The organism is Agromyces sp. H66 (assembly GCF_004959775.1).
Taxonomy (GTDB): Bacteria; Actinomycetota; Actinomycetes; order Actinomycetales; family Microbacteriaceae; genus Agromyces.
Genome location: NZ_SJZG01000001.1, coordinates 619,917 through 638,307, shown reverse-complemented (window position 1 = coordinate 638,307; position 18,391 = coordinate 619,917). Strand labels below are relative to the sequence as shown.

15 protein-coding genes are annotated in these 18,391 nt (G+C 70.3%); 6 read left to right on the top strand and 9 right to left on the bottom strand.

What is annotated here, in order from left to right; genetic code table 11:
• Positions 1–179 precede the first annotated feature (179 nt).
• Together EZM51_RS03040 and EZM51_RS03035 are read left to right on the top strand one after the other, a co-directional pair.
• Positions 180–920, top strand: a complete 741-nt coding sequence (locus EZM51_RS03040; RefSeq protein WP_136706727.1) for a glycosyltransferase family 2 protein — start codon at positions 180–182, stop codon at positions 918–920.
• Positions 917–1,318: a DUF2304 domain-containing protein gene (locus EZM51_RS03035; RefSeq protein WP_136706726.1), complete on the top strand. Its 402-nt coding sequence runs from the start codon at positions 917–919 to the stop codon at positions 1,316–1,318. Before EZM51_RS03040 ends, EZM51_RS03035 begins: the two co-directional genes overlap by 4 nt.
• Here the strand turns inward: EZM51_RS03035 and EZM51_RS03030 are convergent.
• From EZM51_RS03030 to rfbC, 6 genes are all read right to left on the bottom strand, one after another.
• Positions 1,315–2,583, bottom strand: coding sequence for a hypothetical protein (locus EZM51_RS03030; protein ID WP_136706725.1), 1,269 nt, complete (start codon positions 2,581–2,583; stop codon positions 1,315–1,317). The two genes, EZM51_RS03035 and EZM51_RS03030, sit on opposite strands and share 4 nt — an antisense overlap.
• A complete protein-coding gene (locus tag EZM51_RS03025) occupies positions 2,574–4,544 on the bottom strand; it encodes a DUF6541 family protein (protein ID WP_136706724.1) in 1,971 nt (656 codons plus the stop codon). The genes EZM51_RS03030 and EZM51_RS03025 overlap by 10 nt, the downstream gene beginning before the upstream one ends.
• Complete coding sequence (locus EZM51_RS03020) at positions 4,541–6,529, bottom strand: glycosyltransferase (protein ID WP_136706723.1); 1,989 nt, start codon at positions 6,527–6,529, stop codon at positions 4,541–4,543. The genes EZM51_RS03025 and EZM51_RS03020 overlap by 4 nt, the downstream gene beginning before the upstream one ends.
• Before the next feature lie 28 nt (positions 6,530–6,557).
• Positions 6,558–7,712 (bottom strand): UDP-galactopyranose mutase, encoded by a 1,155-nt coding sequence (gene glf / locus EZM51_RS03015; protein ID WP_136706722.1) that lies wholly within the window; start codon positions 7,710–7,712, stop codon positions 6,558–6,560.
• A gap of 114 nt (positions 7,713–7,826) precedes the next feature.
• Complete coding sequence (rfbA, locus tag EZM51_RS03010; protein WP_136706721.1) at positions 7,827–8,693, bottom strand: glucose-1-phosphate thymidylyltransferase RfbA; 867 nt, start codon at positions 8,691–8,693, stop codon at positions 7,827–7,829.
• A gap of 1 nt (position 8,694) precedes the next feature.
• On the bottom strand, positions 8,695–9,300 hold the full coding sequence (rfbC, locus tag EZM51_RS03005; protein WP_136706720.1) for a dTDP-4-dehydrorhamnose 3,5-epimerase: 606 nt from the start codon (positions 9,298–9,300) through the stop codon (positions 8,695–8,697).
• 74 nt (positions 9,301–9,374) lie between these two features.
• Between rfbC and rfbB the strand changes: the two genes are divergently transcribed.
• The 3 genes from rfbB (at position 9,375) to EZM51_RS02990 (ending at position 12,600) form a co-directional block, all read left to right on the top strand.
• Positions 9,375–10,361, top strand: coding sequence for a dTDP-glucose 4,6-dehydratase (rfbB, locus tag EZM51_RS03000; RefSeq protein ID WP_136706827.1), 987 nt, complete (start codon positions 9,375–9,377; stop codon positions 10,359–10,361).
• Positions 10,358–11,221 carry a dTDP-4-dehydrorhamnose reductase gene (gene rfbD / locus EZM51_RS02995; RefSeq protein WP_282568123.1) on the top strand — a complete coding sequence of 288 codons (864 nt, stop codon included), beginning with the start codon at positions 10,358–10,360 and terminating at the stop codon, positions 11,219–11,221. Before rfbB ends, rfbD begins: the two co-directional genes overlap by 4 nt.
• Positions 11,222–11,319: 98 nt before the next feature.
• On the top strand, positions 11,320–12,600 hold the full coding sequence (locus EZM51_RS02990; protein ID WP_136706718.1) for a polysaccharide biosynthesis C-terminal domain-containing protein: 1,281 nt from the start codon (positions 11,320–11,322) through the stop codon (positions 12,598–12,600).
• 13 nt (positions 12,601–12,613) lie between these two features.
• On the opposite strand, the gene EZM51_RS02985 is transcribed toward EZM51_RS02990, so the two are convergent.
• The 3 genes from EZM51_RS02985 to EZM51_RS02975 all read right to left on the bottom strand — a co-directional run bounded on the left by EZM51_RS02985 (position 12,614) and on the right by EZM51_RS02975 (position 17,150).
• Positions 12,614–14,470 (bottom strand): cell wall-binding repeat-containing protein, encoded by a 1,857-nt coding sequence (locus EZM51_RS02985; RefSeq protein WP_136706717.1) that lies wholly within the window; start codon positions 14,468–14,470, stop codon positions 12,614–12,616.
• 194 nt (positions 14,471–14,664) lie between these two features.
• On the bottom strand, positions 14,665–15,852 hold the full coding sequence (locus EZM51_RS02980; protein WP_136706716.1) for a glycosyltransferase family 4 protein: 1,188 nt from the start codon (positions 15,850–15,852) through the stop codon (positions 14,665–14,667).
• The gene (locus EZM51_RS02975) at positions 15,849–17,150 is read right to left on the bottom strand and encodes a nucleotide sugar dehydrogenase (protein ID WP_136706715.1); all 1,302 of its coding nucleotides are present in this window, start codon (positions 17,148–17,150) and stop codon (positions 15,849–15,851) included. The genes EZM51_RS02980 and EZM51_RS02975 overlap by 4 nt, the downstream gene beginning before the upstream one ends.
• Positions 17,151–17,228: 78 nt before the next feature.
• Here EZM51_RS02975 and EZM51_RS02970 point away from each other — a divergent pair, with 78 nt between their 5' ends.
• Positions 17,229–18,377: an acyltransferase gene (locus tag EZM51_RS02970; protein ID WP_136706714.1), complete on the top strand. Its 1,149-nt coding sequence runs from the start codon at positions 17,229–17,231 to the stop codon at positions 18,375–18,377.
• Positions 18,378–18,391: the final 14 nt, after the last annotated feature.

The following is an 18,391-nucleotide window of genomic DNA, read 5'->3' as shown; positions in this document are numbered from 1 at the left end:
TCGACACATGAACGGCCTCTCCTCGGGTGTGCGTCGCACCGGCGGCGACAAGAACGGGCGGGACGGAAATGGAGGTCGGCCCTTTCCGATTCCGGGGCCCCGCGGCGCGCATCGAGTATACCCGGGCACGGTCCCGGCCCCGTCCGGGACCCGCCGCCCCGCCGTTTAGGATGGGTGCCATGACCTCGGAGCTCGCTCGCACGCTCGTCGTGATGCCCGCGCTCAACGAGGAGGCCTCGGTGGGCGCGGTGGTCCGCGAGGTGCTCGCGAAGGTCCCCGCTGCCGCGTGCCTGGTCGTCGACGACGGATCGACGGATGCCACGGCTGCCGAGGCCCGGGCGGCCGGCGCGCGCGTCGCCCGCCTTCCGTTCAACGTCGGGGTCGGCGGCGCCATGCGGCTCGGGTTCAACTACGCCATCGAGCACGGCTACGACAACGTGGTGCAGGTCGACGCCGACGGCCAGCACGACCCGGCCGGCGTCGCCGCGCTCGTCGAGGCGCTCGGCGAGGCCGACATCGTGCTCGGCGCGCGGTTCGCGGGCGAGGGCGACTACACCGTGAAGGGCCCGCGTCGGTGGGCGATGCGGATGCTGAGCTCCATCCTCAGCCGGCTCTCGGGAACGACGCTCACCGACACTACCTCGGGGTTCCGCGCGAGCGGACCGCGCGCCGTTCGGCTCTTCGCCGACCACTACCCGTCGGAATACCTCGGCGACACCATCGAGTCCCTCGTGATCGCGGTGCGGGCCGGATGCCGCGTGCGCCAGATCCCCGTGGCGATGCGCCCGCGCGCGGGCGGCACGCCGTCGCACGACCCGTTCAAGGCCGCGGCGTACCTGGGGCGCGCGATGATCGCCCTGCTCTTCGCCCTCATGCGGCCGCCCGTCCCCCTGCACGAATCGATGGTGACGGCCCCATGAGCCTCGCGACCTACATCCTCGGCATCGTCGCCGCGCTCTTCGTGCTGATCGTCGTGATCGAGATGCTGCGTCAACGCCGCCTCCGCGAACGGCACGCCGTGTGGTGGCTGGCCGCGGGCATCATCGCACTCGTCGTCGGCATCTTCCCGCAGCTGCTGGGGTGGGCGGCCCAGCTCATCGGCGTCGAGGTGCCGACCAACCTCGTCTTCTTCCTGAGTGCGGCCGTGCTCTTCCTCGTCGGCCTCCAGCACAGCTCCGAACTCACGACCCTCGAGGCCGAGTCGCAGACGCTCGCCGAGGAACTGTCGCTGCTGCGCCTGCGCGTCGAGTCCCTGGAGCGGCGCCTCGAGCAGACCGAGGAGCCGTCGGCGCGGCCCGATCGGCCCAAGACCGACTAGGGCTGCGTGTCGGCCTCCGCGGCATCCGCTGCCCTCGCCTGCCGACGCCGCACGGCGAGCCCGGCGAGATGCGCGGCGACGCCGACCACCGGCCCGGCGACCAACGACACGATCATCGCCATGGCCAGACCGCCGGGCACGGCGATGAGGCAGGCGAGCGTCGTCAGCGCCGCGACGACCCAACCGGTCGTGTAGATGCCGTGCTCGGCGCGCGCGAGCACGAGCGGACCGCTCACGCACAACAGCCCGAGCAGCCCCGAGCTCGCCACGAGCGCGGCGAGGAACCAGTCGCTCAGCACGTACTCGGGCCACCAGGCCTCGAGGATCGGCGGCCCGGCCAGGCCGGCCGCCGCGGCCAGCACCACGGTCGCCCCGGCGAGTGCGGCGGCGATCCGGCCGAACAGCCGCCACGAACGCGGCCCCGCGGTGCGGAACGCGACGACGAGGTAACCCTGCAGCGCCAGCACGACGATGACGAGCGGGGCGCGCACGAGATTGACGGCGAAGATCACCGAGCCGAGCTCCGCGTCGGGAGCGTCGGGACGCGCGAGCTTGAGCAGCAACGGGTACCCGCTGACGAGGGCACCGATGGCGACCGAGGCCGCGACGGTGCGGGCGGAGTTCCAGACGAGGGTCTTCGCCCCGACGTCGAGGGTCGAGCGGCCGACGACCGCCCGCCGGAAGAACCACCACAGCACGAGCGGGGTGAGCGGGAACGGCACGGCGATCGCCCACGCGAGCGCGACCACGTCGCCGCCCACCGCGAGCACCGTGAGGATCGCGGCGAGGCGGAGCACCCCGTCGACGCCGATCATGAACGCGACGGCCGTCCACGCGCGGAGCCCCGAGAGCGTGCCGCTGATCACGGCGACGACGACGTATCCGGCGGCGCCCAGCACGATGGGCGGCACGAGGTCCGCGCCGTCGGCGCCGAACACCGGAGCGGCCCAGAACACGGCGCCGGCCGCGAGCGCCACGGCGGTCACGAGTGCGGTGGCCGCCCCGAAGCGGAACGCGAGGTGACTCCTGGCCTGCGTGCCCGGCTCCACCGGCGCCGTCGCGCGGGTCACCTCCTGCTGGATGCCCGAGAGCACCGCGATCACGAGGTAGATGGTCGCCCAGAACACGCCGAACGCGGCGTAGTCGGTCGGAGGGCGGGTCGCGCCGACGATCGCGGTGGCGAGGTATCCCGAGCCGCCGGCGACGGCGGTCGCCACCAGGATCGACGTGACTCCCCCGGTGCGACGACGACCGCCTATCGGCATGCGGTCACCTCGTAGAGGCGCGCTTCGCCCTCCTGGTCGACCAGTCGCACGGCGTCGGATGCCTCGAGGTCGGCGAAGCCCGCGATCGGATGCTCGCCGGGGTGCACCTCGCGCGCGCCGAAGTCGAGTACGAAGCCGACGTTCGCCTCGCGCAGGGCATCGCACACCTCGGGATCGTCGCCCGCATCGCGCAGGGACTCCATGAGCACGACCGTCGGGCCTCGACGGTCGCCGAAGATCGCGGGGAGCAGCGGCCGACGATCGGAGATCGCGTACACGAGCGAGGCTCCGGTCCACGGGCTGCCGGCGACGACGACATCCTCGGGTACCACGTCGTCGACGCGGTCGAGCAGCGCGGCCTCGTCGCTCGACAGCAGCGGCGAGTCGGGGGCGAGCACGTAGAGCCGCTGGGCCCACCGGGTGCGCTGGTCGAGTTGCGGTCCCGTCTGGGTGAGGACGCCGATGACGACCAGCAGGACGGCCGCGACGGCCGCGACGGAAGCTACGCGGCGCCGCTCGGGGCTCGACGGCCCGAGGCGTGTGAGGGCGGTGCGGATCAGGTCGAGCAGCCACACGCCGCCCGCGACCGCCACCGGCAGCGCGACGACGGGCAGGAGCGCCGCGAGTCGATTGGTGTCGTTGTACCAGGTGCCGACCATCAGGTACCGGAAGAGTCCCGACGGCGCGCTCACCGCGAGGACGTACAGGATGAGGCCGATCGCGAACATCCCGAGCAGCCAGAGGTTGCGACGGGTCACGATGATGCCGACGATGCCCAGCGCCGTCAGCACCACGATCGACCAGTCGACGGCCGTGTTCATGGGACTCGAGGTGAGGGCGGCCCAGGCACCGGCGAGGGGATCTGCCCACGGGCCCCAGAACGCGGCGCCCCTCGGCGGCCGCGCGACGAGGAACAGCGCCGCGCCGGCGACGAACCCGAGCGTGGCCAGGGCCGCGGCTCGCCAGTATCGGGAGCGCGGCGCGTGCTCGGCCCTGAGCGCACGCACGTGCCGGAAGAGCCCCACCAGCGCGATCGGCACGGCGAAGCCGACGAATGCGACGAGCGTGCTCGGATGCGCGAGTGCGAGACCCGGGATGACCACGACGAGGAGCATCCATCGCGGCACCGCGCCGAGCTCGGACTCGGTGCCCAGGCCCGCGGCGAGCGCCGCCGCCGCGAGCGCACCCGGCAGCAGCGCGATCGAGAGCAGGTTCGGGTACAGCACGCCGAACTGGATCATGAGGTACGGGAACGCCCCGAACGCGGCGGCGAGGACGCCGGTCGCGAGCACCGGGAAGACGCGCGGCCCGAACGCGACCCGAGAAAGGAGCACGGCTCCGGCCGGCCAGACGAGGCCGCCGATGACGATGTTCGTGGCGTTCACGGCCACCGGCACGGATGCCGCGGACAGCTCGGCGACGACCGCCACGAGCGCATGCCACGTGCCCGGGTAGAACGACGGCACGCCGTCGAGGTCGTAGGTGAGGCTGCCGAGGCGCAGCGGCGACGCATCGCCGACGTCCATGATGTATCGCACCGCATTCAGGTGGAACACGTTGTCGAACGTCTGCGAGATGTGATCGGGCGCGCCGAAGATGGCCGCGAACCGGACCGCGATGAGCGTGAACGCGACGAGGATCGCGGCCCCGGCGATCCAGGCCCCGGCGCGACCGACCGGGACGAGCGTGGTCTGCCAGCGCGTGCGGAGCAGCCACCGAACCGCGACCACGAGTGCCGTGAGCACGAGCGTCGCGACGACCACCGGGATCACGCCCCACTGGAACGGCAGCACGTGATTGGCGAGCGTCGCAAGGCCGATCACCGACACGGATGCGAGCGGGACGACGCCCACGAGCATGACGCCGCGCAACCCGAACGCGACGGAGACGGCGGCGCCGGGAACGACGAGCAGCGCGAGTGCTGCCAACGCCGCCGGCAGCGCGGCCTCCCAGCCGGTCACTCGTCCCGTCCGAGCGACCGCGCCCAGGTCTCGAGCGACGTGATGTCGGGCAGCGCCGCGCGGTACCGGCGACGGAGTGCATCCCACTGCCGACGGTAGCGCAGGTTCAGCCGGATCGAATCGATGAGCATGCGCCGGAACCGGCGCCGGTCGCGCACATGCCAGGTGACGCCCGAGCCCTCGGCATTCGTGATGAGCAGGCTGTCGTGCTCGGGCACCTGGAACCAGCGGGCGTCCTGGTAGGAGAGGTGCGCGCGCGGCGCATCCGTCCCGACCGGCTGGCGCACGGCGTGCCGCCATATCGTGCGGAGCATCCACCGCACGAAGGCGACGCCCGTGGGCCCGGGGTCGACCATCCCGGTCGCCACGCTGCGGATCTCGCGCGCCGGGAACCTGGGCAGGTCCTCGGCGACGCGCATGACCTTCGCCTCGGTGAAGTCCGCACCGAGCGCGCGGACCCGTGCGAGCCGGTCGACCATGTCGGTGTGGAGCTGCTCGGGACCGTCGAACACGCTGCGGATGGCCTCGTGCTTCATGGCGACCGTGTAGTAGTCCATCGTGAGCAGGTTCTTGACGTCGCTCGCGAGGTTGGCACGCCAGAGCTTGCCCCCGCGCTTCATGGGTGAGTGCAGCAGTGCCGCGACGAGACGGTTGCGGGCGTGGAAGAACGCCTGCCAGTCGTGCGAGTCGTCCTTGTCGACCCACGAGACGTGCCATACCGCCGCGCCCGGAAGGCTCACCGTCGCGTACCCGTGCTCGCGGGCACGGAGCGAGTACTCCGCGTCGTCCCACTTGATGAACACCGGCAACGAGAGGCCGATCGTGCGGATCGTCTCGACGGGGATGAGCGACATCCACCATCCGTTGTAGTCGACGTCGAACCGTCGGTGCATCCACTTCGTCTGGCGCAGGTTCGAGTCGGTGAAGTCATGCCGGTCGGGCGTGAACGGGCCCCACATGAACGGGCTCCAGCGGATTCCCTCGGCATACGCGTGCAGCTTCGACTTGTCGTACATGTCGAGCATGTGGCCGCCGACGATGGTCGGGCGGTTGCAGTAGTTGGCGAAGGTGACCGCACGGCGAACGCTCTCGGGCTCGATCTCGACGTCGTCGTCGAGCAGCAGGATGTAGTCCGAGCGTCCGTCGCGGACCGTCTCGAGCATGCCGCGGGAGAAGCCGCCCGAGCCGCCGAGGTTCGCCTGCTCGATGACCTGCAGGCGCCCGCCGAGGCTCTGCTCGGCCGCGGCGAAGCCCGCGTTCTCGACGATCCGCTCGGAGCCCTGGTCGACGACGAGCACGCGGTCGAGCAGGGCGACCGCGGCGGCGTCGTCGCCGATCTCCCGAAGGAGCCGGGTGCAGTAGTCGCCGCGGTTCAGGGTCGTGATCGACACGGTGGCCGTGCCTGGCACGCGGGGCGCCGCGCCACGCGGGGCGAGCCAGTCCGCCTCGACGAGGGAGAACGGATCGTCGCCGGCGACGAGGTCGAACCAGAGCCAGCCGCCGTCGATGAACGACGAGAACGGCAACTCGAACTCGGTCGTCGCCTCGCCCGACACCTCCACGCCGTCGACCTGCTGCACGACGCCGCGAGCGTTGGACCGGAAGACGATCACGCGTCCCGGGCCGCGGGTCGACACGCGCAGCACGACGCCGTCGAGCGTCGTCCAGGTGTTCCAGTAGCTCGCCGGGAACGCGCTGAAATAGGTCGCCAGCGAGATCGACCGGCCCCCGGGCACGGTGAGCCCGCGACGCCCGTCGAGGAGCGTGAGGCCGGTGTACGACGAGAGCCGCAGCGGCCGGCGCCCACCGTCGCCGACGTCGAGCCCGCGGGCGCGCGCGAGCACCTCGACGCCCTCATCCGACCGGTCGACGCCGCTCCACGTCTCGGCATCCAGGTACAGCGGCAACGCCTGCGGGTCGCCGTGCACCGGGAAGACCACCCGCTGCAGGATGGTCCCGTGCTCGTCCGTGGTCGAGTCAGTCATCTGTGAGTCCTCGGTGATCGGTCGGCACTCAGCCGAGGGCGGGCTTCAGCTTGTTCTCGTACATCGACAGCGCCGAGCCGATCGCCATGTGCATGTCGAGGTACTGGTAGGTGCCGAGACGGCCGCCGAAGAGCACGTCGGGCTCGCCCTTGGCGAGCTCCCGGTATGCGAGCAGCCGGGCGCGGTCCTCGGGGGTGTTGACGGGGTAGTAGGGTTCGTCGCCCCGGGTGGCGAACCGGGAGAACTCGCGCATGATGACCGTGCGGTCGGCGGGATACTCCCGCTCGGGGTGGAAGTGGCGGAACTCGTGGATGCGCGTGTACGGCACGTCGAGGTCGGCGTAGTTCATGACGGAGGTGCCCTGGAAGTCGCCGACGTCGAGCACCTCCTGCTCGAAGTCGAGCGTGCGCCACGAGAGCTCGCCCTCGGCGTAGTCGAAGTAGCGGTCGACGGGGCCCGTATAGACGACGGGCACGTTGCCCACGACGGCGGCCCGGTTCACCGGCTGCGTCTCGTCGAAGAAGTCCGTCGACAGGCGAACCTCGATGTTCGGGTGGTCTGCCATGCGCTCGATCCAGGCGGTGTAGCCGTCGGTCGGCAGGCCCTCGTTGGTGTCGTTGAAGTAGCGGTTGTCGTACGTGTACCGCACCGGGAGCCGGCTGATGACCTCGGCCGGCAGCTCCTTCGGGTCGGTCTGCCACTGCTTCGCCGTGTAGTCGCGGATGAACGCCTCGTACAGCGGGCGTCCGATCAGCGAGATCGCCTTCTCCTCGAGGTTCTGCACCGACGCGGCATCCACCTCCGCGGCCTGTGACGCGACGAGCTCGCGTGCAGCCGCGGGACCGTGCGCAGAACGGAAGAACTGGTTCAGGGTGCCCAGGTTGATGGGCAGAGGGTACACCTCGCCGCGATGCGTCGTGTACACGCGGTGCACGTAGTCGGTGAACGTGGTGAACCGATTGACGTACTCCCACACCGACGGGTTCGACGTGTGGAAGAGGTGCGCGCCGTACCGGTGCACCTCGATGCCGGTCTGCGGCTCGGGCGCGCTGTACGCGTTGCCGCCGATGTGGTCGCGCCGGTCGATCACGAGGACGCGGCGACCGAGGTCTCGTGCGGCGCGTTCTGCCACCGTCAGTCCGAAGAATCCGGATCCGACGACTACGAGATCCACGTCCGCCATGTACCAGTCCTCTTCCTGTGATCGGCTCGACGCTTCGATCGGAGCCGACGGATGCGGCTGGCGAGCCAAGGGTCGATTGTAGCCGTCCGCACCTGAACCCGCGGTCGGCGACGCTCAGCGCTCGGCGATGAGCCGCGTGAGGTAGTCGCCGTAGCCGCTCTTGGCGAGCGGCGCGGCGAGCGCGGCGAGGCGGGCGTCGTCGATCCAGCCGGCGCGCCAGGCGACCTCTTCGATGCATCCGATCTTGAAGCCCTGTCGCTCCTCGATCACGCGCACGTAATCGCTGGCCTGCATCATCGACTCGAACGTGCCGGTGTCGAGCCATGCGGTTCCACGGTCGAGGACCTGCACCTGGAGCCGCCCCTCGGCGAGGTAATGCTCGTTCACGGCCGTGATCTCCAGCTCGCCACGTGCGCTGGGCCGGATGCCCTTGGCGACCTCGACGACCGAGTTCTCGTAGAAGTAGAGTCCGGGCACCGCGTAGTTGCTCTTCGGATGCCGCGGCTTCTCCTCGATCGAGACGGCCCGGAACTCGTGGTCGAACTCGACGACGCCGTAGTCGCCCGGGTTGCTCACGTGGTACGCGAAGATCCGCGCGCCGTCGATGGTCGTGTTCCGGCGCAGGGAGGTGCCGAGCCCCGCACCGTGGAAGATGTTGTCGCCGAGCACCAGCGCGACCGACTCGTCGCCGATGAAGTCCTCGCCGATGAGGAACGCCTGCGCCAGCCCGTCGGGCGACGGCTGCACGGCGTACTCGAGGCGGATGCCGAGCGAGGAGCCGTCGCCGAGGAGCGCCCGGAACTGGTCGTGGTACTCGGGCGTCGTGATCACGAGGATCTCGCGGATGTCCGCCATCATGAGGGTCGACAGCGGGTAGTAGACCATCGGCTTGTCGAAGATGGGCATGAGCTGCTTCGAGATGCCCTTGGTGATCGGCCACAGCCGGGTGCCGGTGCCGCCCGCAAGGATGATTCCACGCATGTCAGGCTCCAGCCGCGAGCGAGGCGTACAGCTGGCGGGCGTCATCCCAGGCGGGAAGGGTGCCCAGCCGCTCGGCCTCGGCGAGGCTCGGGGCCGCGGCATCCTTCGGCGAGAGGATCGGCTCACCTGCCTCGTGCGGGATCTCGAGGCCGATCGCGGGGTCGAGGGGGTTCACGCCGAACTCCCGGTCGGGCCGGAACACGTCGTTGACGAGGTAGGTGACCGTGGCGTCGTCGGTGAGGGCGACGAACGCGTGCCCGAGGCCCTCGGCCAGGTAGACCACCCGGCGATCGGCGGAGTCGAGCAGCACCGTGTCCCACCGGCCGAACGTGGGCGAGCCCAGCCGGATGTCGACGACGAAGTCGAGCACCGCGCCCGCCGCGGCCGTGACGAGCTTCGCCTGGCCGGGGATCGCCGCGAAGTGGATGCCGCGCAGCACCCCGCGGCGGGAGACCGAGAGGTTCGCCTGCTTGAGGTCGAGCGAGTGGCCGATCGCCTGCTCGAGCACGTCGAAGCGGTACCACTCGAGGAAGAGCCCGCGGTCGTCGGCGAACTGCCTGGGCGTGAGCTCGTACGCGTCGGGAATCGCGAGTTCACGGATCTGCATCAGAGCAGCGTACCAATCGGCTCCCGGTAGACTCGCGTCCGCATCCCCCTCGAGAAACGGAACCATCGATGCCCTTGAAGATCCTCGTGACCGGCGGCGCCGGGTTCATCGGCTCGAACTTCGTGCGCCGGGTGCTCGAGGACACCTACGAGGGTCTCGAAGGCGCCGACCTCGTGGTGCTCGACGCGCTGACCTACTCGGGCAATCTCGAGAATCTCGCCCCGGTCGCCGGCTCACCCCGGTACACGTTCGTGCACGGCGACATCCGCGACTCCGCCCTGCTCGACGAGCTCTTCCCGGGTCTCGACGGCGTCGTGCACTTCGCCGCCGAGAGCCACGTCGACCGCTCCGTGCGCGATGCGTCGATCTTCGTCGACACGAACGTCGGCGGCACGCAACGGCTGCTCGACGCGGCCGTGCGTGCCGGCGTGCCCCGATTCGTGCACGTCTCGACCGACGAGGTGTACGGCTCGATCAGCGAGGGTTCGTGGCGTGAGGATCACATTCTCGAGCCGAACTCGCCGTACTCCGCGTCGAAGGCCGGAAGCGACCTGCTCGCCCGCGCCTACCATCGCACCCACGGCCTCGACGTGTCGATCACACGGTGCTCCAACAACTACGGCCCGTACCACTTCCCCGAGAAGGTCATCCCGCTGTTCGTCACCAACCTGATCGACGGCGAGCACGTGCCGCTCTACGGCGACGGGGCGAACATCCGCGACTGGCTGCACGTCGACGACCACACCCGCGGGATCGCAGCCGTCTTCACGCGCGGGCGCGCAGGCGAGATCTACAACATCGGCGGCGGCACGGAACTCAGCAACCGCGAGCTCACCGAGATGCTCCTCGCCGCGACCGGTCGTGACTGGAGCTACGTCGACCACGTCGAGGACCGCAAGGGCCACGACCTGCGCTACTCCGTGGACATCTCGAAGGTCGAGGCGGAGCTCGGCTACCGGCCGCTCGTCCCCTTCGAACAGGGACTCGCCGACGTCGTGCAGTGGTACCGCGATCACCGCTCATGGTGGGAACCGCTCAAGGCCCGGGCGGCGCTGGGGTGACGGCCGCAGCACGGACCCTGGTCGTCGGCGCTGGGGGCATGCTCGGCACCGACCTGCGCTCGGCGCTCCGCGACCGCGAGGTGACCGCGGCGGGGCGTGCCGACCTCGATGTCACCGACGAAGCCGCCGTGCTCGAGGCCGCCGCCGGCCACGACGTCATCATCAACGCGGCCGCGTACACGAGGGTCGACGAGGCCGAGTCCGACGAGACGACCGCATTCGCCGTCAACGCGACCGGCGCGCGCAACCTCGCCGCCGCGGCCGCTCGTCACGGTGCGCGACTGGTGCAGGTGTCGACCGACTATGTCTTCGACGGCCGAGCGACTTCTCCGTACCCGGAGGACGCGCCGCGGCATCCGATCTCGGCCTACGGACGCACGAAGGCGGCGGGCGAGGAGTTCGTCGAGCAGCTCCTGCCCGACCGCTCCTACATCGTGCGAACCGCGTGGCTGTACGGCGCGCACGGCCCGAACTTCGCCCGCACCATGCTCGCGCTCGCGGCCACGAAGGACACGTGGTCGGTCGTCGACGACCAGCGAGGCCAGCCGACCTGGACGCTCGACCTCGCGCACGCGATCGTGTCGCTCATCGACGCCGACGCCCCGGCCGGCGTCTACCACGGCACCAGTTCGGGCGAGACGACCTGGTACGGGTTCGCGCGGGCCGTGCTCGCGGCATCCGGCCTCGACCCCGACCGGATCACGCCCACCGACAGCTCCGCGTTCGTGCGGCCGGCGCCTCGGCCCGCGTACTCCGTGCTCGATCACGGAGCATGGCTCGATGCGGGCCTCTCCCCAATTCGGGGGTGGAACGAGGCTCTCGAGGCCGCGGTCTCGGCCGGCGCGCTCTCGGCACGCTGACGCGAACGGCAACTGCGTGATGGAAACCCTCGTCTTTCCGGTACAGTTGCGCCGGGTTCCGGCGGCGGCGCGGCCGCGGTGAGTGGGAGGCATCAAGGGTGATCGGCTCCAGACGGCTGTTCCGCGCCACGGGCGGGTACGGCCTCTCCGTGATCGTGAGCGGCCTCGTGAGCATCGCGGTGATCCCGGCCGTGATCATCGCCGCGGGCGAGACCGCGTGGACCACCATCGCCGTGTCCCAGGCCGTGGCCGGCTTCGCGTTCGTCATCGCCGCCTTCGGGTGGGGCGTGACCGGACCGACCGACGTGGCCGGTCGGCCCGTCTCGGCGCGCGGCCGCTACTTCTTCGACTCGGTGCTCAGCCGGGTCTGGCTCAACGCCGCCGTGCTCATCGTCGCGATCCCGCTCGCCATCGCGCTCTCGCGCGGCGACCCCTGGCTCGCCGCCCTCACGGTGACGAGCGGCATCCTCGTGTCGCTCGGCTCGGGATGGTTCTACGTCGGCGAGAAAAGTCCGATGCGGTTCCTGCTGCTCGATTCCATGCCCCGCGTCGCAGGGACGGTCGCCGGCGCCCTCGTGCTCGTGGGGACCGGTGACGCACGCTGGTTCGCCGGACTCCAGCTGCTGGGCGTCATCATCGCCGCGGTCGTCTCGGGGGCCGACATCCTCCGCCGCCACGGGGGGTGGGCGTTCACCCTCTCACCGGTGCGCGCCGCCCGAAATCTCCGCGGCCAGTCTGCACCCGTGACGATGGCTGCAACGGCGTCGCTCTACGTCAACGTGCCCGTGGTCATCGTGCAGATCTTCATCCCGAGCGCCACCGCCGTGTACGCGCTCGCCGAGCGGATGGTACGCCTCTCGCTCTACGCGACCAGGCCCGTGGTGCAGGTGGCGCAGGGCTACGTCCCCGCTCCCGAGATCGAGCGGCTGCTCACGCGAGCGCGCCGGGTCACCCTCCTCGCGTTGGTGCTCGCCGTCGCCGGCGGGCTCGCCTTCGGACTGCTGAGCCCATGGGTGAGCGGACTCCTCTCCGGAGGCGCACTGGTGCTGCCGTGGGCGCTCGCCGCCGCCATGGCAGTGAACCTCGCGGCCCTCCTCGCCTCCCAGCTCACCGGGTTCGCGTGCCTGACCGCGCTCGGCCTCGCCAAGGTGCTCGCCCGCAGCACCATCGTCGGGGCGATCGTCGGGACCGCGCTGATGATCCCGCTCACGCTGTGGTTCGGCGTCGTCGGCCTCGCATGGGGACTCGCGATCTCGGAGATCGCGGTGCTCGGGGTGCAGCTGTTCGCACTACGCACCGTGTTCCGGCATCCGGAGCGTCTGCCCGGCCGCCCCGCGGACGGACCCGTCGACGGCATCGAGCCATCGCTCGAGCCGTGAGGCGGACGAGCCGTCAGCAGGGCTGAAGACGGCCGACCGCATCCTCCAGCACGCTGTCACCGCCGAGCAGCGTCACCGAGGTGACGCCCTGGCCGAGTGCCGCACTGCGGACCACGCCGGGCACGCAGGTCGGTCTGCCGAGATAGAGCGGATCGTGCGCAGCGCCCGCGGCGACCGACCCGGTGAGCGCGTCGGGGAAGTCGAGTCCGGTGGCGACGAACGCGTTCGTGCTCGTCGTGAACGCCGCCGCATTGATCGCCACGCTGGTCTCGTAGCGATCGGCGCCTGCGTATCGCGTGACCGTGAACGCGGCAAGGCTCGACTGGATGCCCGACGAGACCGCGCCGATGCCTCCGGCGATTCGCACCTCGGTGACGCCCTTGCTCGTGAGCAGTGCGATCGTTTCGGCGTCGACGCTGCCCGCCTGCCCGTCGACGAGCACCACCGGGGCCCCGATGCCCCCGGCCACCGCCCCGGCACTCAGCCCGTCGGGGAAGTCGCGTCCGGTCGCCAGGTAGGCGACCTTCGTCGCTCCGAATTCCTTCGCCACGATGGTGCGCGATGTCTCGTAGCGGTCCGCGCCGCCGACCCGTTCCGTCGGGGCGATCTGCTGGAGCATCTCCATCACGGATGCCCCGACCACGCCCTCGCCACCCGCGATGAGGATCCGCTGCGGCGCGAGTCGCTTGAGCTCGGTCAGGGTCACGCCGGGGATCGCGTCCCGTGCCACGAGCAGCATCGGCCCGCCGAGGAGCGCCGCGGCCGGCGCCGCTGCGAGGGCATCGGCGAAATCGGCGCCCGAGGCGACGTACGCGACGGGAACCCCGGGAGTGGGATGGGTGTCCAGCGATATCTTGGCCGCCGTCTCGTAGCGATCCGCGCCGGCCAGTCGCTTCATCGAGAGCGCCACGACCGTGCGCGGGTCGCCGAACCAATCCCGGTACATGCGCCAGAAGTTGCGGTTGCCGTAGGCGGAGCACGAGTCGCCCGTGCCGTAGAGGTTCGCGAGCGCCGCGCTGTTCGGCTGGTACGGCGTGTAGTAGTAGAGCGCCGCCGTCGCCTTGTTCACGATCATCACGTTCGAGCCGCCGCAACGATCGGCATCGGGGTGATAGAGGATGTGGTTCGCCTGTCCGACCTTCAGCCAGGTGAACGAGCCGGAGGGGTTGCCGTACCAGGTGAGCTGGCGTGCCGCGGCGAACACCTGGTTGAAGAACCCGTAGTACGTCGAGTCGCAGGGCGCGCTATCCGGACATGCGTAGCCCATCGCCTTCTGCATGGTGCCGGTCGACGGCGCCGGGTTCGTGAGCAGCGACTGCTCCTTCTGCAGCGTGACGAGGATCACCTTCGCGCTGAGGCCGCACGCCACCTGCACCTTGTAGATGATGCGGGCCGCTGACTCGTTGGCTGCGCCATCGTACGGCGCACAGGTGCCGTAGCTCCACGTGCGATCGGGCGTGGTGGTCGTGTAGTTCGCGAGGCACAGCGAATTGGCGCAGCTGCCGACCATCTTGACCAGGAAGGCCTGGATCTGGCTCTCCGACATCGCGGCCTTGTCGTAGAAGTTCGCGTCGGCGATGAGGTTGCCCGCCGTGAAGTCGCTTCCCGCAACCGCGGCGCCGATCGTGCCGTCGGCGGACCGCGCCTCGGCGATCGCCTGGTCCTCCTCGGCGCGTCGCTCGGCCGCCGCTTCGCCCGCGGCGTCACCGGGTACCGGGTCATCCGCCGAATCCGCCTGCTCGTGCAGGTGCGCCGCATACTGCGACGACTCGTCGACCGTGTCGGCACCCTCGTTCGCCGCATACGCGGGAACCACGAGCGTGGATCCCACGAGGAGTCCGGCGACGAGTCCGACCATGAGCTTCTTCACCGGTGCAACCCCCAAGTCGCGCGCTCCCCCACCCGACGCCCACGGCGTCGGGCCGTGGCGTCGTCAAGCGGATGTAGGGATCCGCGATCCACACTAACGACCGGGTCGCGCCGTGTCAGCCGTCGAGTCCGGCTCGGCGCGAGTCGGGGCGCCGGTTCGCCGAGCCTCGCCGCGACCGGCGCCCCTGACGGGCGTCACCGCGCGTCGCCGAGGAGGAAGGGGCGCAGCACCTCCGCAGACAATCGGCCGTCATGCACTGCGGCGGCGAACTCGACGCCGGCTCGGGCGACCTCCCGGTAGTGGGCACGTCGATCGAGCAGGTCGCGTATGAGCCGCTCGAGAGAATCCGGCGTCGCCTCGACCACGGGAGCATCCAAACCGGTCGCCGTGCGGACGTGCTCACGGACCTGGTCATGAACATGCGCTACGACCACCCGACCGGCGCACATCGCCTCGACCGCCGCCCGCGAGTACGTGCCGATCCGGAACTGCTCGAGGACGACATCCGCATCCCGATACAGCGCAGGCATCTCCGACGCGGTGACCCGCTCGATTCGGCGGTACTCCACGAGACCACGATCGTGTAGCGACTGCATGGTCCCGTCGATGAGGGCGGACCCCTTGATCCTGGCGTTGCTCGGCGCATGGACGACGATCGGCACGTCCCGGGCGAGCGGCTCAGGGCCGCCGCGCCACGGCTCGGGGGGCACCACGAGCGGGAGCCACGTGGCGGTGGGCCAGTCGAGGAGCAGGTCGGGCGTGGAGACGAACACCGGAGCGCCGAGCCGCCCGAGCAGTCGGAGATGCCCTGCCGACTGCTCCTCGAGGATGTCGACGAGATCCCAGTCCTCATCGACGAACGGCGACCATCGGTCGATCTGCCGATGGCGGCTCGGGAGTCTGAGGTCGCTGCCATGCGAGAGCATCGCCACACTGACGCCATGGTCGCGAAGCGCCGCCACCTCGAGGTCGACATCGCCGTCGAAGAGCGTTCCGAAGATCGGACGCTCCGCCTCGATGATCACGTGGGTGAATCCGCGTGCGACCGCCTCGAACTGAGCCCGCTGCCATCGCCGCGATCTGCTGAAGACGATGGTCGGAAGCGCGTAGTCGCTCGGGAATCCGAGGTCGTCGGCGTTGCGGTACTGCATGTCGACCGCTCCGACGCCGGGTACCCGCTCGGCCGCCCGAGCCCACTCGTATCCCTGTCCGGCGAAGTTCACGGGTGCGATGTAGAGCCGTATCGGCGTGTCGGGCGCCTGCACGGGCGCGGGGACATCCGTCTCCCTGAACCCGTACTTTCGCGGGTTCAGGCGCATCTGCACCGGTTCCGGCAGCCGGGCGGCCAACCGGCCGGCGATGCCGCGGAGGGACGGGCTCAACGTACCCCGCCACCGCCGACGAGCAGCCTCGGCACGCCCTTCCACAACGCGGCGTCGGTGACATTGCGGCCATCGACGAGGAGGCGCACGCCGGGCAGGTCGGCCGGCGTGAGCGAGCGGTATTCGGCGTGGTCCGCCTGGAGGACCGCGAGGTCCACGGCGTCGCCCGGCCGGTACGGCTCCCACCCGAGCGCCCGCAGTTCGTCATCGGAGTAGAGGGGATCGTGCACGAGCACCCGTGCGCCGCGTTCGCGGAGGGCTTCGACGGTCGAGAACACCCCGGAGAACGCGGTCTCCTTGACGCCGCCTCGATAGGCGGCGCCGAGCACCACGGAGGTGAGCCCGTCGAGGTCGCCGAGTATGGATGCCGCCTGCGCCACGGTACGAGACGGCATCGCCGCGTTGAGGATCCGGGCGGTGCGCACGATGTCGGCGTCGGGGTCGGTCGCGAGGTAGAGGCGGGGGTAGACCGGGATGCAGTGTCCGCCGACGGCGATGCCAGGGCGGTGGATGTGGCTGTACGGTTGCGAGTTGCAGGCCTCGATGATGCCGTAGACGTCGACGCCCACCTGGTCAGCGAACAGGGCGAACTCGTTCGCGAGGCCGATGTTCACGTCGCGGTAGGTGGTCTCGGCGAGCTTGGCGAACTCAGCCGCCTCTGCGCTGCCGAGGTCCCACACCCCGTTCGCACGGGGGAGATCGTCGCGATGGTCGAACTCGAGCACGGCCTCGTAGAACTCGCGCGCACGGGCGGCGCCGCGGTCGCCGAGCGCGCCGATGAGCTTCGGGTATCGGCGCAGGTCGGCGAAGATGCGCCCGCTCAGCACTCGTTCGGGCGAGAACACGAGGTCGAAGTCCTCGCCCTCCACGAGACCGGAGCCTACTTCGAGCATGGGCTTCCATCGCGTGCGAGTCGTGCCCACCGGGAGGGTGGTCTCATAGGACACGAGCGTGCCCGGCGTGAGGTGCTGGGCGAGGGACCGGGTCGCGGCGTCCATCCAGCCGAAGTCGGGCTCCCACGTCTCGTTGTCGACGACGAGCGGCACCACCACGACCACGGCGTCCGCCTCGGGCACCGCCTGGGCATAGTCCGTGGTCGCCCGAAGGCGACCGCTCGGAACCAGCCGATCGAGGCGTTCCTGCAGGCCGGCTTCACCCGGGAACGGCTCGTGGCCGTCGTTCACCTGAGCGACGAGGTCGGAGTTCACGTCGACGCCCGTCACCTCGTGCCCGCGTTCCGCGAACTGTGCTGCGAGGGGGAGGCCGATCTTGCCGAGGGCTATGACTGCGATACGCACCGTGCAAGTCTAAGTGCGCCCGGATGGGCCGACGGCGCGACGGAGTATCTCCCATGGTCACCGGTAGACTGGGCGCTCGTGACCCAGCCTGCCCCGTCCGCGCAAGCCGCGCGACTCGACGCGATCACCGGCCTCCGCTGGTGGGCGGCGTTCGTCGTCTTCGGGTATCACATCCTCGTCTTCGCGCCGCTTCCGGGGGTCGTCTCGGGCTTCCTCCAGTTCGGGCACTTCGGCGTGACGTTCTTCTTCGTGCTCTCGGGATTCGTGCTCACGTGGTCGATGCGAGCGGGCACGCCGAAGAGCACGTTCTACTGGCGGCGCTTCGCTCGCATCTACCCGCTTCACTTCGTCACGCTGCTCCTCGCGATCCCGGTGTTCTACAGCTTCGATCCCGACCCGTCGGAGTGGTGGGTGAAGCCGTTCTCGATCGGTGTCCTGCTGCTCTCGGTGTTCCTCCTCCAGGGCTGGTCGCGGGACCCTGCGATCCTCTTCTCAGGCAACCCTGCCGCGTGGACCCTCACCGCGGAGATGTTCTTCTACGCGGTGCATCCGTTCGTGGCCGCCGTGGTGCGTCGCTTCTCCAAGCGCGCGGCGCTGTGGGGAGCGCTCGGCGTCGTGGCCTTCGCCACGGCGACCAGGGTCGTGATCCAGCTCGCCCCGACCAGCTGGCTTGCGACGCTGCCTTGGCCGGTGCTCCGTCTCAACGAGTTCGCGCTCGGCATGCTCCTCGCGTGGGCGTTCCGCCAAGGTTGGCGGCCGCGCTGGCACCCGGCGATCCCGTTCGCGGCGATCCTGGCCTATTTCGTGGTGATCGTCGGCGCCGAGGGCTTCGCGCCGTTCCGGCCGGTCGAGGTCGTGGTCTCCCCCTACTCGAGCGAGATCGTGACCGTGCTCTGCGGGGCATTGATCGTGGCCACCGCCTCCCGCGAGCTCAGGGGCCGAGCCGGTTGGATGACGGCGCGACCGATCGTGGCGCTCGGCGAGTGGTCCTTCGCCTTCTACCTCATCCACGCCACGCTCATCTACACGGCGCTCGAGCTGTTCGGGCAGCAGCCGACGCGGTGGGCGAACCTCGGCTGGACTGCAGCGTTGCTCGTGGTCGCGACCGCTGCCGCCGCGGCCCTCCACCTCTGGGTCGAGAAGCCTCTCGAGCGCCGCCTCCGTCGCTGGCAGCAGGCCAAGGTCGATGCGCGCCGCGCACGGGAGCACGCCGACCTCCCCGAGTGAGGCGTCGGGCTCGC